Genomic DNA, 17,193 nt, shown 5'->3' on the forward strand with positions numbered 1-17,193 from the left:
TGATCCTGTTCAAACTTTGCTAAAGTTTCTTTTGTTAAATAGAAATTAAAGTTTAGGCTTAATTTCTATTTAACACCAGAGAAATTCAACTAACTTCAATTTAAAAACACACGGACGACTATCAGCAAATCTTGGAGATGATCAATATTTGATAGGAGCACGAACATGTTTATTGATAACCCGTTTTACCAGTTGAACCTTTGCTACCTCTCTACATTAAAAGAAATGGCGCTCAGAGAGCCTAAATCAGCTCAATTCACTTTTGGTTTATCAGCCAGTTTGATAAATACCATAGCAAAGTGCAGCTTTCCGCAGCTTGAACAAATAGCTAAAAAGAATACCATATGCTTTAAACTCTCAGGTAGCGAGCAATTCTTTTACAAAATACTACTGCAACCTGATGATGATATTTCTCGTTTGTCTTTTATTGTTTCTGAACACACCGACAATGAGCAAAACGAGCATGAATAAACTTCAACACAGTGAGCAAACGATAAGAGCCGCTACCTTCGTTGAATACGGAGTGAGAACGAGCATTATTGTCAAGGAAACTGGGCTATCCCATAAATACGTCAGAGCATTAGCTAAAGAGATCACAGGAAAATCTCCCATATCAGGTCAGTTAGCTGAAGTAACAAGATTAATTAAAACGAAAAAGTCGCTTATGCTCAGTACCTTGTTGCTTTCAATTCATCGAAAGCTACACACTCAATCGTTATTCAAGCCAGGCAGTGAAGGATGTTTTTTAGAGCAGGTGATCCAAGCTTACGAGCATCTCGAAATTCAAGTGGACAATTTAGAAACATTCAGTATAAATGCAACTCCGCAGCTTATTACCATAAACGAGGCGTGGGTGTTACTGCGCTCTTATCTGAATTATGAAATTCAGCTCTCTGTGTGTACCTGTGGTTGCTTAAAGCTTCATGTTATTGGCCAAAAGAAGCAAGCCTGTCCTTTTTGTTTTTACCTGCAGCAATCAAGTAAGTCATATCACTAAAATCTAAACGGATTAAAATTAGTATTTACATCAAAAACATCGATTTTGTAGTGTTCTTTTAAATGCTTCACAAGCATCCATGCTGGCATGATAAAAAATAGACTATAAGCCATTTTTACCGTCCAGCCTGAAAACATCATCCAAGCTAATTGTGAATGAGTCATCTTGCCATAAAACGCTAAAAAATCTACGATGATACTTAATATCGCTTGTCCAATCGCCGTAGTACAAAAGCTTCTTAGGGCAAAAAATTGACCTGAAACTTTAATTTTCCATTTTGAAAGAATGTAGAGGTTAAGAAACTCACCAAAAAAGAAACCTGCCATGCCAGAAATAACGTAACGAAGAGTAGGGCTAAATACAGTGTCATAAGCGGCGGCGTGTTGAAAAAACTCAGGGTGAGGAGATTTAAGGCTAAGTACAGCAAAGCTTGAGAAAAGCAGCTTTGAAATCATGCCAACCCAAATAAACATGCGAGCAACGCTAAAACCGTATACTTCGCCGACCACATCGCAAATAATAAATGTGATAGGGAAAACGAAAATACCACCGGGTAACGTCATACCAAATACCGTGATGAAAAAGTTGGCAAAACAAACGGTTAGGCATAGCAATAAAACATAAGCAGACATTAATAACGAGAGAATATTAACCTTTACTTGAGGGGTTATTTTTTCTTCTGGGATTGACTGCTGCCACATATAAAACCTATTTTAAGTAATTCTTCGCGTTTAAATTGATTGATGATGTCAGGTCTTAAGCACAATTCTTCGTAAGTCATTTTTATTGACTGTGAATTTTTTTTGTCTCTGATATCAAAATAAACTTGCTTAGGATCAGCGAGTTCAATATCAATCAATTCGAATTTATCTTGCATATGGCAAAACATTGAATATAAGGACAAACTGCGAGCATCTTGTACAGATAAACCAGCAAGAAGCTCATCGTCAGCCACTGCTTTTTCAAGCTTTTTCTTAAACACCATATGAGAGAATCGCAGACCAATTAAGGCGTACTTTTCACTACCTTGGTGTTTAATTTCGATTAATCGATAAGTGGTTTGATAGTCAGATTTGAAATCTTGCCAAAGGTTTTTAAATTTATCGAAAAAACCATTGTTTTCAGACATTACTTTGGCCTCCGACCTATAATACCTACACTTTCCCTTCCATCTAATAAAAGACTTTCAGGGAATTGACCCGCTCTGTTGATGTAATCGACTTCAACAATCTCAAAGCCAACATCTTGAAATAGTTGAGTCAAAGTATCGGTATCAAGCCAATGGACAAATTCAGGCAAATTATCAGACCAAGTGTTTTCCCAGCTTTTCGGATCAGTAATTTCACCGGGGTAAACTTTGCCTTCGGCTTTACGTTTTTCATATTCAGGAATAAAGGTGCGCCAGTTAGTAAGGAAAGTCGTTTCGCAAACCACATACAACTCACCACCAGGCTCCAGCCAGTCGTAAACTTCTTTGAGGGATGATTTAATATCTTTACCCTTAAAGAAGTGCAGCACTCGGCAGATAAGTATTTTTCGAAATGAATTGGCGGCAAAATTTAAGCCGGATGGAAATTTTGCTGCAATGGTTTTTAGCATGGTGAACCCTCTATCTTTAGCCGTTTGTTCAAGTTCACTGAGGTGACGTTCGTCCATATCATTCGCAACCACTGAAGCTCCATTTTCTAATGCTTTTAGTGTGGTGTATCCAAAAGCAGCACCAATTTCTAAAAATTGGCCATCAGCATATTGAGTAAATTTTTTAGAAAATGGATCAATATTAACCGTGGCATATCCTTGTTGGTTAAGGGTAGGAACAAATAACTGATTATCACTGCTCACAGGTTAAATCTCCTTGAGTCGTACATAAAACGAACTGCGTAAGATTTACTTAAACGATTACAGGATAATAAAGCAAGTTAACTATGGGCTGATTAATTTTTGGTTAGTCAGTATTCAGATAAAAAATTAAATTTTGTCAGCGCAGTTATGACGTGTAGCTTATTGTCATATTAGGGAAAAATTTAGTGTTGCAGGGAACTCTCACCAATATGAACTATGGAAAACCATTACTATTTTTCGTTGCTTTCCTCGCTTTTGGTGTTGTCATCGCTCATATGTCTTGCATTTATTTAGGCGAGCAGTGTTATTCGGCACAAATGGCGCCTCAAATACTAATTGAATCGGCGAAAGCCGGCACATTAGTAGCGCCTGTTGCCACAATCATCGTGTCGTTCATGTTTTTTATTGTTGGTTTGTATGCGCTTTCTTCTGCACGAGTTATCACAAATTTACCATTCCTTAACGCTGCTGTTATTACCATCTCAGTATTGTGTATTATTCGTGGTATTTTGCCGCTCCAACTTTGGCTGCGAAAACCTGAGTTGATGCCCTTGGATGGGTTAATCGTTGGGATTATTTGGTTGGTCAGTGGGGTAATATTTTTTGCAGGGCACCGAAAAGTTAAAAAAGAATTAAAGAGGTCACATTTAAATGAATAGTATGATGTTTATGATATTCATGAACTATTCAAGACTTGTACAGCGGTAATCTATTCTAATACTCACTCATTCTTTATAAGTAGACACCTTATGCCTAAGTCACTTCTTGCACCAATAGAACTTTCCTCGTCAATCGAATTGCAAAACCGAGTTGTCATGGCGCCAATGACTAGAAGGTTTTCTGATAAAAATGGTTGCCCCGTAGAGCAAGCTATCAACTACTATTCAAAAAGAAGTGATGCAGGATTAATTGTTACCGAAGGTACGCTAATCTCTGAAGACGCTATCGGTTACGGCAACATACCTGGTATTTACACAGAAAACCAAATTACAGCATGGGAAAAAGTGACGAAAGCCGTTCACGATAAAGGTGGAAAAATATTTCTACAAATATGGCATTGTGGACGAGTTTCGCACTCTCATTTTCATAACGGGAAACTTCCTATTTCATCATCAGAAACGGTGATGACTACAGAATTAGGCAACAGTGGCTTTCAATGTGAAGCATCTAGGGCGGCGACCTTAACTGAAATTACAGCCCTCATAAAAGATTACGGCCGTGCAGCGGTTAACGCGCGTAAAGCAGGTTTTGATGGGGTAGAGATACATGGTGCAAACGGCTACCTTGTAGATCAATTCCTTCATCACTGCACCAACAAGAGAACTGATTCATACGGTGGTTCACATCAAAAGATGGCGAAATTCTGCCTTGATGTTGTAAAGGAGTGTGGTGAACAAATTGGCTTTGATAGGGTAGGGTTGAGGCTTTCACCTGCAGGTCACATGGCTGAAATTGAGGCACATCCAGATGATAAATTTGTTTTTGCTCACTTATTAGGCGAGCTTAACGCGATGGCATTATGTTATGTCCACACTGGAAATTTTGATGATTCAGTGGTTTTTACTGAGTTAGATGGGATGACGATGACAGGGTTTATTCGAAAGCATTACAAAGCCAATGTCATTGCTTCAGGTGGTTACGATATTTCGACAGCTTTAGAATTTTGCGATGAAAATTGTAATAACCTCGTTGCTTTTGGTCGACCATTTCTAGCTAATCCTAATTTGATTACATTAATTCAAACAGAACAAAAATGGATTGAGTACAATAAACAGATGTTAGAAACATTAGAATAAATGCAAATTCCTGTTCAATTTCGACGCTGAATATTGCGATGCTCATGGTCACTGAAATTTGCTTTAAGTAGACTCTTTTTTGCTATTTATGGATGCTTATCTCGTAAAAAAGCCAATTCGAAAAAACGAGGGCTAAAATCTAAAATTTGGATTTTTTTGGCTAGTGCAGGATTCGCAAAGTGACTGCGTTTAGTGCTAATTTCATCTGCGTTTAGTACTGCTTTTGTTTACGTTTAGTCCCAAAGATAAACATTTCACAATATATTTCCCCATTCAACTGATTTCCCCCATTTTAGCTATGGCGCTCTCATCCAAAAAATGAAATAACACTAAATTGATCTTCGGTAACTGATATTGGGAGTAGGGCATGAATAGAAATACCGTAAAGACTTTGCTGAGTGATTCGGAGAAACAAAACAGGCAACAGTTTTGCGATGACTGCGGAATAAGCCAATCGAATATGCTGCGTATGATGATCAATAAAGTGACGCCAGATGCAGGTTGCGATGACGACTTTAAAGAAGTTAAAACTGATCATGTGACTATTCGGTTCACCAATACATTATTAAAACGTATCTGTCACCAAGCCAAATCAGAAGGCTACCTTTCACAAAGTAATTGGATAAGAGGGTAGTGGGCTAATTTAGTGGTAGGCATGAATATCAATCCCAAATTCTACTCGATTGATTAACAAACCTATTACCGTATCGTGCATACTTTCTAACTTTGAAAAACAAATCGTTCTTCGTGCTAATCTTTTAATCCAAGTTCTAAAATTGAGTTTTTTCCTCTCAATCTTTTGGGTATTAGTTTTTCCTACTTCATGCTGTTCTGGTGGCAAATTTCGCTTATACGCACCCCAGTCATCGGTATAATATTTCTTTATGCCTAGTGGCTCGAGCAATGTCTGTAACTCTTTGAAAGCCTCGTCTGTTCTTTTCCCCAAGACATAAGCTACAACTGTATTCGTACTATGGTCTATGGCATGCCATAGCCACCTCTGGTTAACCTTTTTACCTACAAATGACCATTGCTCATCGATCTCTGCTTCTTCGCAGACCAACTCTATATCGATTTCAATGTTTGAGTTGCTATCTCTTTGAGTGTAATTAGGATTTACGTGGACAATGCTCTTTTCTTTTTTTTAATGGCGTTTATCACTGTATTCTTGTGTATATTTAACACTCTACCTGTATCCCTTATTCCGCTACCATTAAGTACCATGTCAATGGCTGTTTCTTTTACTCCATCTTCCCAAGCACGCTTAACATAATGAAGTAAGAATGTTTTTTTCGGGCACTCAGAGTTGGTACATAAATATCTTTGCTGCCCCTTTGGGCTTTTTCCTGCTTTTGATATTGAAGTACTTTGACAGTGAGGGCATTGAACATCTACAGAGTGACGCATGATATTCTCTAAAATAAATGAAACTAGAGTGAAACCATGATAGATCAATTCACTGCTTCAGCCCACTACCAACTTGATTAAGAGCGAAAGCCATCTGCCTATCTACAATAAGCAAGTGGTGTTCATTTTTGATGAATGTCACCGCAGCCAGTTTGGTGAAGCGCAAAAGAACCTAACAAAAAAAGTTTAAAAAGTATTATCAATTTGGTTTTACGGGCACGCCAATTTTCCCTGACAATGCGCTTGGTGCAGAGACAACGGGAACGGTATTTGGCCAACAGCTTCACACTTATGTGATCACCGATGCAATTCGTGATGAAAAAGTACTTAAGTTTAAGGTGGACTATAACGATGTTCGCCCTAAGTTTAAAAACATTGAAACCGAACAAGACGAAAAGAAACTGAAGGCGGCTGAGATTAAAAAAGCGTTTTTGAATCCTGAACGAATTCGTGGGATATCTCAGTATATTTTAGATAACTTTAATCAAAAGACGCATCGTGCTTTCATGGGAGCTAAAGGCTTTAATGCTATGTTTGCGGTAAGTAGTGTGGATGCCGCTAAAGCTTATTATGAAACGTTCTCGAACTTGCAAACAGATGCTAAAAAACCATTAAGAATTGCCACTATCTTCTCTTTTGCAGCCAATGAAGAGCAAGATGCCATTGGTGATATTGAAGATGAAAGCTTTGAAGTCTCTGCGATGAACAGTTCGGCAAAAGAGTTCTTGAATAAGGCTATTGCTGATTATAACGGTATGTTCAAAACGAACTTTGGTGTGGACAGCAATGGTTTTCAGAACTATTACCGTGATCTTGCTCAGCGAGTGAAAAAGCAAGACATCGATTTGCTTATTGTTGTTGGAATGTTTTTAACGGGGTTTGATGCACCAACACTTAATACGTTATTTGTTGATAAGAACTTACGTTATCACGGATTAATGCAAGCTTACTCACGTACAAACCGTATTTATGACGCCACCAAAACCTTTGGCAACATTGTTACTTTCCGAGATTTAGAGCAAGCCACCATTGACTCCATCACACTTTTTGGTGATAAAAATACCAAAAACGTAGTGCTGGAAAAAAGCTACAAAGAATACATGGAAGGCTTTAACGATAAGGAAGCGAATAAAGCTCGTCGTGGTTTTGTTGATATTGTTAATGAGCTGCAGGAACGTTTCCCTAACCCTGAAGAAATTGTTAAAGAACAAGACAAGAAGGACTTTGCCAAGTTGTTTGGTGAATACCTGAGAGCGGAAAACATTCTACAGAACTATGATGAGTTCTCTGCGCTAAAAGCTTCAAAAGATCTTGATACGGATGATGAAAAAGCCGTTGAAGAATTCAAAGCTAAATACTATTTGAGCGATGATGATATTGCAGAAATGCAACAAGTTGAAATGCCAAGTGAACGAGCTATTCAAGATTATCGTTCCACTTATAATGACACCCGTGAATGGTTACGCCGTCAGAAAGAAGGCAATGGTGATGACAAAGGCAAGGGTAAGGGTAAGGGCAAAAATGAGCCAGAAGTCGACTGGGATGACATCGTTTTTGAGGTCGATTTACTTAAATCGCAAGAGATTAATTTGGATTACATTCTTGAGTTGATTTTCGTTAACAACAAGAAGAAGAAAAGCAAAGAAGACTTAGTTGAAGAAATACGTCGCCTGATCAGAAGTAGCCTTGGAAACCGCGCAAAAGAAAGCTTGATTGTTGATTTTATCAATCAAACAAATTTGGATGAGTTTGATGATATAGCCAGTATTATCGATGCGTTTTACAAGTTCGCACAAGCCGAGCAAAAACGTGAAGCTGATGACATTATTGATTCTGAACAATTAAATGAAGAAGCGGCTAAACGCTATATTGCTGTATCACTAAAACGTGAATATGCCAGTGAAAACGGTACTGAGCTGAATTCAGCTTTACCGAAGATGAGCCCGCTTAATCCGCAGTATAAAACGAAAAAGCACAGTGTTTTTCAGAAGATATCTGTGTTTGTCGAGAAGTTTAAAGGTGTCGGTGGGAAGATCTAGTCTGAGCTACTACAGCTAATACACTTAAATGTATTCATTCGGCTATATCTGACGCTTCAATTCATGATTAAAGGAAGACAGTTTTATCCACTTTGAATACAAATAAGATACCCTGCCGCACGCAGCAGGGTATCAATTTGTGACTATTGAAAGTTAGCTTGGTTCATAAGCTTTAAAATAGGATTATCTGTGATAAAGCAAGATTCTACTTTTAATGAGTCTACTCTGATTATTACCCCAGGTTCAGTAGACAAAGAGTCTAGATACATTTTCCCAACACCAAAACGATTGTATAGCTCTCTATCTTGATCTGGAATATTTGCTAATCCGCTTACCCTCATTTCTATAAATCCATTTTCAAATTTATTGACTATATAACCGTAAACACTTCCCGTAGTTTGATTATCACGACAAGAGTTAGAAAAATTGGCATTTGAACAAACTCGATATTTTACGGTTCCTGCATGACAAACTTGGGAACCTTTACCAAATTGTTCTGCTACTCGTTTTCTTTTTACGTCAACCGAAGCAAGTTTTTTTTGTAGCAATTGTTTAGCTAAGACCAAGCGCTTTTTTTCTTCTATTTCGCGCTTCATATTTTCTTCTCTTCTTTTCTTGCCTTTGGCAATAGCTATTTGACGTTTTTTTATCAAAGGATCAAGAATCTTTTTATGTTTACGTTGCATTTCAAGCAATTTAACTGAATTCTTTATAGAATCGTCTCCGATATAAATTCGTTTAATACCATTCAGGTTTCTAAAGTTCATGACTTCATGTTGGCCATTTTTGTTAACAACAATGTTAAGGCCGTTGATACCAAACGTAGAGGATACATTTAAGGACTCTCTGTGCCTGACAGAAACGGAGTTTAACATTCTATAACGTCCATCTATGAGTAACACACCAATATTAGAACCGCTAGCTTCTGGGTAGAAGTCCAGATATGCGACATCTTGAATTGGATAATGGATTGAATTGAATGCACCTCCAAATTCGAGTTCTAAAACGAGATTATCTTCTAATGTGCCAAAGTTTAAAAAGTTATATTTTTCTCCATTTTCTAATTCGATAACTCCAGTCACTTTTTGTGTCTTTCTTGACTCGAAGCTGTCATCAGTTCTCCCGTTTTGCACATTATGTTGATTTGAAAAATATCTTACCCCGAGAGACCAATATTCAGCTCCCGGCGAAAAAACTCTATTAGGAGGGTTTTTAAATATTCTACTAACCTTTAGACGTCCAGTGGTGGCTTTGTTTGTTGACTTGCAATTCATTATTGTATGTGTTTGAGAATTTGAGTTTATTATTTCGCCACCATATGTACGACAAAATCGTTCGTAACCATTAATCAGAGCTTGTTGTCCTTTAAGAGCAGATATTTTGCCATCAGGGAATCTTAGTGATGATTTCCTGTGAGGATCTGTATTTGGATATATCCAATTATTGTACAGTACATACCAATCGTTTCCGTATTTTTGGATTTCGGCATCGCTAAGATAAAGAGCGCTATCATTTAATGATTGTGGTATTGGTACTTCTATGTTTGTTCCATTGTCGATTGTTGGTGTAGATAAGCATCCTGTTAAGTTAATGCTCAAAATTAAAACAAAATTCACTAAAATTAGTCTCATTTTTATCTCCGTTAAAAATTCAGAAAATTAAATAATTTATGTTTTTATTTCTTAAGTGAGAGTAAGGCCAACGAAAATGAAAGAGCACATTGAATAAGCAGTCCAATTGTTAGTAAATATAAAAGCCATGAATTATCAGTAAGTAAATGAAGCAGTTCTTGGAACTTCAAAAGGGTTGTATTAGTCTCTGCAGATACGCTTAATGTTGCTATTGCACAGATAATTATACCTAGTAGCGAGTAAATTCCATTTAGTATAGATAATAGCTTTCCTTGCATTTTTATTTCCTTTTAAATAAATTAAAATAATTACCGTTCAAATAATGCTAATTCTTCTTTCTTGAGATATTTTCGACTCCAACATGTAGGGAATGTTGAGCATCCCCAGAAATAGTACCCTCGACCATCTCTTAGACGCATTTTACTTCCGCATTTTCTACAATCTGGTGTTTGCGCACTTAATGTACTTATTGCTGATGCAGCAACATGGCTGACATGTTTTTCTTTTGCGCTGGGTAGTTCTTTTCGCTTAGTCGATAATTCTCTTATTTCTTTTAATACCCGCTTAGACACAGCAAGCCCTTCGGTTTGTTCGACAACGTTATATAAATTAGAGATTGTTTCGTCTACGTCCTCTTGCGTTTGCAGGTATGGGAATTCATCGAGTTCTTCAATAAAAGTATCGACATTTGAAATTAACTGACCGAGATTCTTTAAATCCAATATTATTTCAGAAGAAAAATCATCTTTGGCGACGTGCCAGTGTTTTCGTAATTGAGTAAGCAGCACATTGCCATTTTTAACGATGTTACTTTCATTTAACTCTGTTTGAGTGAGCTGCTTGAGCTCTGCTACTGTCTTATCCACATCCATATGGCGACTCCATTTATATTAAACGGACAAAAGTTAGTTTATATCTGTTATATCAATAAATTAACTTATCACCACATTGATGAAGAAATCAACTTTAGAGTTTGTCTGATTTAGTCTCGAATAATCGGCATCATTCATAGTTCCAACCAGCGGCAAACGTCGAGTTTTAGCATTTCTTATATGCTTCTAGGGCGAATGGCATTTCTAGTTTGAAACAATCTAGCATTGTGTAATCTTTACAAGGCTCAGCACCAGCTTACAAAAATGAATGTTCGATGTTATTTGCCATTATATATACCAGATCTTCTAGCGTAGTTGGATCGGTAATTTCTACATTTCGGATAAGTTTCTTTCGCATTAATAACCCTTTTGCTTAGGGTTTATGTCAATCATGCTCTGCTTGAGCTTGCGGTTGTGAAATGAGTTGCTTCGATGTTTGGATACTGCTGCTTTCATCAGTTGAAGTTTGAACTTTGGGCTGGACTGTTTGATTTTGATACTCATATTCCAATACGAATTTGTTAATCTTTTCTGCATCTCTTGATGCCCTTAAAATCTCTTTAGGATCATCTTGCAGCACCTTAATCCAGTGATCGACATAGGCGGCATGTTGGCCAAAGTCGTGACCGATTTGAAGTTCGTCGCCGAGCATGAGTGAGCCGATTTCTGCTCGTAATTCTTCTTTGGCGTATGATTCATCACCGAAGCGACCTGTCATATCTCGGTTAAGTCTGTTTAGGTGTCCTGTGCTGTGGCCAAGTTCGTGAAGTACAGTGGCGTAATATTTATCGTCAGTTGCGAACTGGTTTCTGGCGGGTAAATGTATGTCATCTGTGGCAGGGCAGTAATAAGCGTTGTTGTATTGGTCGTGATGAATCAGCACGCCTGAGTTTGTTAAGATCTTTTCAGCTCGTTCGTGTCTTAGCCATTCTGGATGTGTTTTCACTTCGAGCTCTGGCAACCCATCGACTTGTTCAGCGTTAAATACGACAGCAGAAAATACTCTGGGTTTATCGAGCTTTACATGTTGTTTAATCGGCTTTCCATCGGCACCTAGAATTTTAATACCGTTATTGTCAGTCTTGTCGACAAACTCAGATGTTTTCCAATATTGTACAATAGTGCCGTGTTGACCTTTTCTGACTTGAGCATCTATTGAGTTAGCTTGTTTATAGGTCATCCATCTTGGATCATCTCGATTTTGCATTGCTAACCAAAGGGAATTTGAACCTTTATAGCGTGTGCCACTGAATGGATTGTGAGGTAACCTTGGTACGCCTGATTCCCAAGGCACTTGCCATGGTGCTGTGCCAGCTTTTAACTGCTCGATGAGTTTATTGGCGATTTGCTCATGATAAGGCGGCTTTTTAGAGTGTTCAGGCATAGCTTAATCCTCATCTTTAGTTGCAGAAACTGACTCAGCCTCAACTTCTAATTCATTGGCGGGTAATGCTTCGTCTTCTGTCAGTGCATCTTCTTCAAATGCGCCAAGTTCTTCAGCTTCTTTAGCTGTTAGTTCAACGATATTGCCAGGGATGTTTAGATTGAGTATTAATCAGCTCTTCATCTGGTTGAATATTTTGATTATCAGCTGAGTGATTAGGCTCCATGCTTACCTCCCTTTAACTTGCGTTTTATTTTCGGAATGACGGTGGTTTGATATTTCGCTGCAGTTTCAGTGGCAAAGCCTTTATTGAATAAACACAAGACGGTATTGCCTCGGCGTAACACAAGCTGCTTAACCACTCGCTGAACAACAAGGGTGTTTGGGAAGTGCGGATTGATGTGCGAGTTCACTATGCTTTCACTGTTATCAGTCGCGACGGTATACACTGTTGGTAAATCTTGTTTTTGGCTAAATGTAAGGTAGGTAAAACGGCCATCATCAAAGGCTTGCATCGGCAAAATAGATTCATCGCCTTTGTAGAAATAATTTTGATTTTTGACTTGAGGTTTTGCGGTTGAACTTAGTTGTTTTTGTAATTGCTGCTTTTCTTCTTTAAGCAACTGCTGCTGTTTGTTTCCATTAGGATATTGAAACTGCACCGCAAACATCATGTCGTTAGGATGTGGGTGAGCACCGTTTTTAGACCAATGCGCCGATAATTCGAAGTTGTAAACATGTTTGCTGGTCAGTACCGTCATGTTGGTAATGGCTAGTTCAGCTTTGGGTTTGATGAAGATGTGATTATCGACTGGCGTTACTGACCACGCATCAGCATCCCCCATAGCGATTTGTTTGATTGATTCTGTAGCATCAAAGGCAATGTCAGTGGAAAAGCCATAATGACCAATCAACTTAACCACTTGTTGCTGGTTGTAATTGATGTGTTTAACACGGCTATCGAAGTGACCACCATGCGGTGTTTCTAATGCAAAGGTATTTTGACTAATCAGCACAAACATCGTCATACCTGCGAAGGCAGGTATCCAGCGTCTTACTTTATCAAGTGAAAACAAAGGCACTAGACTCCCGCATTCGCGAGAGTGACGAAGTTGATGATGACTGCTGAAAAAAAAATTCATATCAATCACCTCCAGTAGCTTGATCATTACGGTAACTCACCACCTGAAAACCGAGTGGATTTAGTCTTCTGTCTTCCAGCTTCATTGGCGAATTTCGATAAACAAAAGTGATGGTGGCGACCCAATGTGTGAGAGGATGGTTTTCACCAATTCGCTTGATCTGTTTGTTGTATCGTACAAGTGCTGTGGTTCGCTTTTCGCCATTGACATCATCATGAGCAATAAAGCTGATGGCATTAATATGAATGTTTACTTGAGCATTCTGGCCGAATTCATTCACTGGCGCTTTTGAGTTTGACTTAGGATCAGTTAATAAGGCGTAGTCTTGTTGAATAAGCTCGGCCGACATTAAGCCGACTAATGTTCGATCATAACTGCGCGTTTCCCATTGATAACTTTCTCGATGACGCAGATATTGTCCTAGCCAATATTTATCCATCAACTCTTGAGCTTGCAGCTTGATTTCACCATGACTGGCCAATGTCGATATCACATCAACTAAGCCAGTATTGTTATCCACTCGAACTACGAAGGGCTCAATGGTTTTTAGTGGCAGCAAACACACTAAACCAATGCCTTGCAGCACCGCGATAAGCGTGAACAAGATGCAGCAACGCCAAGCACGCTTTTCAGATTGTTTGATGCGCAGACTGATATCCGCATCCCAGCCTCTGGCTTCAGCGAAGTATTGATCTGCGAGTTGTTTTTGAGTGAGCGCGTCAGTCATGCTTATTCTCATTTTTTGTTGCAACAGATGAGTGATTTACAGAATTCAAACCTCTGCCGTTATCTTTACAATGTGGCGGTTTAGGTACACTGCTACAGTGACTTAGATTAAGAACAAGCAGTAAGCTAGTAATCAGTTTCAACAAGTTCTTTTTCATCATTCCGACCTTCCTGAGATAGTGTTACCACCAAATCGTTTTTGATAAGCGTGATAGCTCGCACCAACAGGTCTCAATGGACTGGCTAATGCTTGACCTGCATAGTTCATATCACGGCGAACATTACGATATTGGTTGCGTAGTGTTGTTGGTCGCATTGAATGCAAACTGCTGGCAATTGCGCCATTGGCGGCAATGGCTACGCCACCACCGAGCGCTGAGGCCATGGCGGGTATTTGTTTCATCACAAGAATGCAGAGCGCCAACACGATACACAGCATCGAGCTGTCACTTAAGGTGCTGATGGTGGAATGGTTATGAGCGATTTGCTCAAGATAACTGGTTGCAACCGAAGTCATTAGCTGACCAGAAGCAACACCAAGTAAAAGGATAAAACCAAAGTTGAGCACCATGCCAAGCCAGCTTTCAAAGAATCGTTGTGTAGCCTGAAACAGCAAAAGCACAAAGAAAGCCGGACCGATGGCCAGAAGAATGCTGACCATGACTTTACTCAGTAAAATGAAGAACGCGACGATGAGTGTGAGACAACTGCCAATCAGCAACACTGCGATAGCAAGGAAATACATACCAAAGTTGCCATCCATCACGCCACCTTGTCGCCAAGCATTATCTGCAAGGGTAAAAATTTGACTGAATAGATGATCTAACAGTGTCGCTGCGTCTTGAGAATGACCGCCTGAAATCACAGAGGCGAGCAGTTGTGGTGTTTCACTTAAAAATCGGACGACGGTCTGATTGTAACGGCCGACAGTTAAACCAAGGGTTAAAATAAAGCCTATCCGTAGTATCCGATAATAGCCTTCTTGCAATGGCTGTTCACTGCGACCAAATATTAATGAATAGCCCCAAATGGCAACCCAGATAATCATCATGCTAGTAAATACGGGTACCAGAAATTCAATCATCCGCGCAGAGCCTTGCTGAACATAGTTGTTCAACGATTTATCAACCATGTGGAAGATGCTTTGGTAAAGATTACTGGTGGCAGCCATAGCGCTAATCCTTCTTTATTAGCCTTAATGCCAATCAATCGGATGCAGCTCACCAGCACTTCGCTGGTTTGCTGCACGCAAGGCGTTAATACAGTTAGGTTGTTTGTGGTATTTGGCTGGATTATTGCTACACATTTGTAGGGTGCCATCGAGTTCTTGATTGTGTTTTAGAAACCAGCTGACAGTATGGACTGATTCAGTGGATGCTTTGTCAAAGCACGCGGTTAACGCTAATGAGCTGAACGCGATTATGGTTAGATATTGAATTTTCATGAATACCTCTACTTATCAATATCCGTCCTTGGTAAGTTCTACTTCCAATTAATAGGTTGCAATTCTCCAGCTGATTCCACCGCCATTTGGGTGATCCGCTGCTTCGATAATGCTTCACTGGCCTTGGCTTGCGCACTTAACAGTTGTAACTTGGCTTGTTCGTTAGCCAACATGACGCCTTCAGCATCAATGCGAGCTTGTAAGTCTTGAATGTCTTTTTGCTGTGGAGCATTATCGATGCGGCGAATGAGTCCCATTAGGTCGTTATATCTGGATTTAGTCTGCTGAAGTGATACTTGAGTTTGGCCAAACCAGCGGCCACGATAGTGATTTACATCATCGAAGAGTCCAGCAATATCGCCGCCGAGTTTGAGTGTTTGGCTGTTGTGCAGCCCTTGCTGTTTAAGCGTGAGGTTTGGGTCGACTTTGACGCTAATGTCATAAACAGAGTCAATGGCGCCAGACATATGGCGAACACCGTTAATACTGCTCAGTTGTCGATTGGCCGTATCAAGTTGACGTTTTAGCGTATCGATTTCAGTGAGTAGATGTTTCACTTGCACGATGTTCTGCTGCAAATTGGCCACATCAATCACTGGAAATGCATGACTACTGAGTGGCACAAAGAGCATGATGATCATCAATCGTTTTAGTCTGTCATACCAACGAAAGTTGGTATCCAGTGCCTTTTTTCTAGTTAAAACAAAGCCGCTAGACTCCAGCTTAAAACATGCTGGAGTGACGGATATAAGCTGACTCTGCATTTCCCACCTCGCTTATCTGCCAAGGCATCATAGTAAAGCGGCAACCAGTCCTCTGGATTGCTGCCGACTTCCTCGACCAAATCATGCACCAGTTTTACTTTGTCGGTAGTGCCTGAAATCACCGCAAGCTCATCGTCAAAGCCGCTTAAATCCAGCCCTGTTACTAAGCTTTCATGACCTTGTTTAACGATAAATTGTCGTGAGTTAGGTTGTAATTCAGTGTTAATGATTTCAAATTCTCGTTCGGTGAGGTTTAAGCCATCAATGTAATCTTCACGTTTGGCTTTAGGATTGGGCATCAAAATGAAAGTGGCGCATTGCTCAATTAAGGTGTGAGCAATTGGAGAGTTGAGTACATCTTTCGCTGACTGGGTGGCATACACCATAATGCCATTTTGTTTTCGAATGACTTTTTGTTTGTTTTGGGCTAAATCTTCAAAAAACTCATCAGCCAGTAGTTTCCAAAATTCATCCATGATGATTTGCAGACGTCTTCCATCAATCAACTTTTCGATGCGATGAAACAAATACATGACAATGGGCGTTCTAACTTCTTCGCAGTCTAAAAAATCAGTCACATCGAAAGCCATCAGTTTTTGATTGCTGACATCCAGTTGGTCGATTTTGTTATCAAGTATCCATGCTAATTCGCCTCCATCGCACCACTTTTGTAATCGAGCATGGCAGCCATCACTTTCAACCGGATCGAGAAACTCCAAGCAGCGGCTTAAGCGTCTAAATGGTCTTTCTAAACTCATGACGCCGTTTACTGCAGCAGCGAGTTCTTGCTGCTGATTATGTTTGAGTTCACCATCACAAAGTTTTGTAATTAATGCCGTTAAAAACAAACGATTTTCTGGTGTGTTCTCGATATGAAATGGATTAAAGCCTGTAGGTTTGCCCATTTGCAATGGCAGATACAATCCAGCACAAGCTCGAACGTATATCTCTAACCCTCTGTCTTTATCAAACACGATTTGTGTTGGAGCGTATTTTTTACTCTGTGAAATTAGAAACCCTTGCAGCACGGTTTTACCTGAGCCTGATGCACCAATTATCAAAGTATTCCCCAAAGCGCGATGCTCGTCCTTAAGCGGGACATCCTTATTGGAGGCATTACTTGCCACATGGTCACACAACACTTTGGGT

General features: G+C 39.4%; 20 protein-coding genes. 7 read left to right on the plus strand and 13 right to left on the minus strand.

Annotated elements, in window-relative coordinates:
* Positions 1–165: 165 nt before the first annotated feature.
* Positions 166–471 carry a flagellar transcriptional regulator FlhD gene (locus tag E2I05_RS08635; RefSeq protein ID WP_121853819.1) on the plus strand — a complete coding sequence of 102 codons (306 nt, stop codon included), beginning with the start codon at positions 166–168 and terminating at the stop codon, positions 469–471.
* A complete protein-coding gene (locus E2I05_RS08640; protein WP_165905503.1) occupies positions 464–997 on the plus strand; it encodes a FlhC family transcriptional regulator in 534 nt (177 codons plus the stop codon). Before E2I05_RS08635 ends, E2I05_RS08640 begins: the two co-directional genes overlap by 8 nt.
* Here E2I05_RS08640 and E2I05_RS08645 read toward each other — a convergent pair.
* Genes E2I05_RS08645 through E2I05_RS08655 form a run of 3 tightly spaced genes read right to left on the minus strand, consistent with a single transcriptional unit; the run spans position 994 to position 2,839 of the window.
* Positions 994–1,698 carry a queuosine precursor transporter gene (locus tag E2I05_RS08645; protein WP_121853821.1) on the minus strand — a complete coding sequence of 235 codons (705 nt, stop codon included), beginning with the start codon at positions 1,696–1,698 and terminating at the stop codon, positions 994–996. The two genes, E2I05_RS08640 and E2I05_RS08645, sit on opposite strands and share 4 nt — an antisense overlap.
* Positions 1,665–2,126, minus strand: coding sequence for a hypothetical protein (locus E2I05_RS08650; protein WP_121853822.1), 462 nt, complete (start codon positions 2,124–2,126; stop codon positions 1,665–1,667). The genes E2I05_RS08645 and E2I05_RS08650 overlap by 34 nt, the downstream gene beginning before the upstream one ends.
* Positions 2,126–2,839: a class I SAM-dependent methyltransferase gene (locus E2I05_RS08655; RefSeq protein WP_121853823.1), complete on the minus strand. Its 714-nt coding sequence runs from the start codon at positions 2,837–2,839 to the stop codon at positions 2,126–2,128. The genes E2I05_RS08650 and E2I05_RS08655 overlap by 1 nt, the downstream gene beginning before the upstream one ends.
* 209 nt (positions 2,840–3,048) lie before the next feature.
* Here E2I05_RS08655 and E2I05_RS08660 point away from each other — a divergent pair, with 209 nt between their 5' ends.
* The 3 genes from E2I05_RS08660 to E2I05_RS08670 all read left to right on the plus strand — a co-directional run bounded on the left by E2I05_RS08660 (position 3,049) and on the right by E2I05_RS08670 (position 5,269).
* A complete protein-coding gene (locus E2I05_RS08660; protein ID WP_121853824.1) occupies positions 3,049–3,498 on the plus strand; it encodes a hypothetical protein in 450 nt (149 codons plus the stop codon).
* A gap of 90 nt (positions 3,499–3,588) precedes the next feature.
* Positions 3,589–4,635, plus strand: a complete 1,047-nt coding sequence (locus tag E2I05_RS08665) for an alkene reductase (RefSeq protein ID WP_121853825.1) — start codon at positions 3,589–3,591, stop codon at positions 4,633–4,635.
* A 367-nt stretch (positions 4,636–5,002) separates the two neighbouring features.
* The gene (locus tag E2I05_RS08670; RefSeq protein WP_121853826.1) at positions 5,003–5,269 is read left to right on the plus strand and encodes a hypothetical protein; all 267 of its coding nucleotides are present in this window, start codon (positions 5,003–5,005) and stop codon (positions 5,267–5,269) included.
* A 9-nt stretch (positions 5,270–5,278) separates the two neighbouring features.
* Here E2I05_RS08670 and E2I05_RS08675 read toward each other — a convergent pair.
* A protein-coding gene (locus E2I05_RS08675; RefSeq protein WP_425325193.1) for an IS1 family transposase occupies positions 5,279–6,042 on the minus strand; the annotation gives its coding sequence in 2 pieces (ribosomal slippage) (positions 5,279–5,775 and positions 5,775–6,042; 765 coding nt in all).
* 118 nt (positions 6,043–6,160) lie between these two features.
* Between E2I05_RS08675 and E2I05_RS22830 the strand changes: the two genes are divergently transcribed.
* Together E2I05_RS22830 and E2I05_RS08680 are read left to right on the plus strand one after the other, a co-directional pair.
* Positions 6,161–6,232, plus strand: a complete 72-nt coding sequence (locus E2I05_RS22830) for a hypothetical protein (protein WP_342354320.1) — start codon at positions 6,161–6,163, stop codon at positions 6,230–6,232.
* A gap of 34 nt (positions 6,233–6,266) precedes the next feature.
* Entirely contained in the window at positions 6,267–8,081 is a 1,815-nt protein-coding gene (locus E2I05_RS08680; RefSeq protein WP_243641120.1) for a type I restriction endonuclease subunit R, EcoR124 family, read from the plus strand.
* A 143-nt stretch (positions 8,082–8,224) separates the two neighbouring features.
* Here E2I05_RS08680 and E2I05_RS08685 read toward each other — a convergent pair whose 3' ends face one another.
* The 9 genes from E2I05_RS08685 to E2I05_RS22290 all read right to left on the minus strand — a co-directional run bounded on the left by E2I05_RS08685 (position 8,225) and on the right by E2I05_RS22290 (position 17,171).
* Entirely contained in the window at positions 8,225–9,712 is a 1,488-nt protein-coding gene (locus E2I05_RS08685; RefSeq protein WP_121854468.1) for a CCDC34 family protein, read from the minus strand.
* A gap of 308 nt (positions 9,713–10,020) precedes the next feature.
* The gene (locus E2I05_RS08690; RefSeq protein ID WP_121854466.1) at positions 10,021–10,584 is read right to left on the minus strand and encodes a topoisomerase DNA-binding C4 zinc finger domain-containing protein; all 564 of its coding nucleotides are present in this window, start codon (positions 10,582–10,584) and stop codon (positions 10,021–10,023) included.
* A 385-nt stretch (positions 10,585–10,969) separates the two neighbouring features.
* Positions 10,970–11,968, minus strand: coding sequence for an ArdC family protein (locus E2I05_RS08695; RefSeq protein WP_121854465.1), 999 nt, complete (start codon positions 11,966–11,968; stop codon positions 10,970–10,972).
* Between the two features lie 215 nt (positions 11,969–12,183).
* Positions 12,184–13,110 (minus strand): P-type conjugative transfer protein VirB9, encoded by a 927-nt coding sequence (gene virB9, locus E2I05_RS08705; RefSeq protein WP_179952738.1) that lies wholly within the window; start codon positions 13,108–13,110, stop codon positions 12,184–12,186.
* A 1-nt stretch (position 13,111) separates the two neighbouring features.
* Complete coding sequence (locus E2I05_RS08710; protein WP_243641118.1) at positions 13,112–13,837, minus strand: VirB8 family type IV secretion system protein; 726 nt, start codon at positions 13,835–13,837, stop codon at positions 13,112–13,114.
* A gap of 156 nt (positions 13,838–13,993) precedes the next feature.
* Positions 13,994–15,007: a TrbL/VirB6 family protein gene (locus tag E2I05_RS08715; protein ID WP_121854463.1), complete on the minus strand. Its 1,014-nt coding sequence runs from the start codon at positions 15,005–15,007 to the stop codon at positions 13,994–13,996.
* Between the two features lie 24 nt (positions 15,008–15,031).
* Positions 15,032–15,280, minus strand: a complete 249-nt coding sequence (locus E2I05_RS08720; RefSeq protein ID WP_121854462.1) for an EexN family lipoprotein — start codon at positions 15,278–15,280, stop codon at positions 15,032–15,034.
* Positions 15,281–15,318: 38 nt separating this feature from the next.
* Positions 15,319–16,044, minus strand: a complete 726-nt coding sequence (locus E2I05_RS08725) for a type IV secretion system protein (protein ID WP_133309572.1) — start codon at positions 16,042–16,044, stop codon at positions 15,319–15,321.
* Positions 15,978–17,171: a TraG/VirB4 family ATPase gene (locus E2I05_RS22290; protein WP_207805308.1), complete on the minus strand. Its 1,194-nt coding sequence runs from the start codon at positions 17,169–17,171 to the stop codon at positions 15,978–15,980. Before E2I05_RS22290 ends, E2I05_RS08725 begins: the two co-directional genes overlap by 67 nt.
* Positions 17,172–17,193 lie beyond the last annotated feature (22 nt).

The organism is Parashewanella spongiae (assembly GCF_004358345.1).
GTDB lineage: Bacteria > Pseudomonadota > Gammaproteobacteria > Enterobacterales > Shewanellaceae > Parashewanella > Parashewanella spongiae.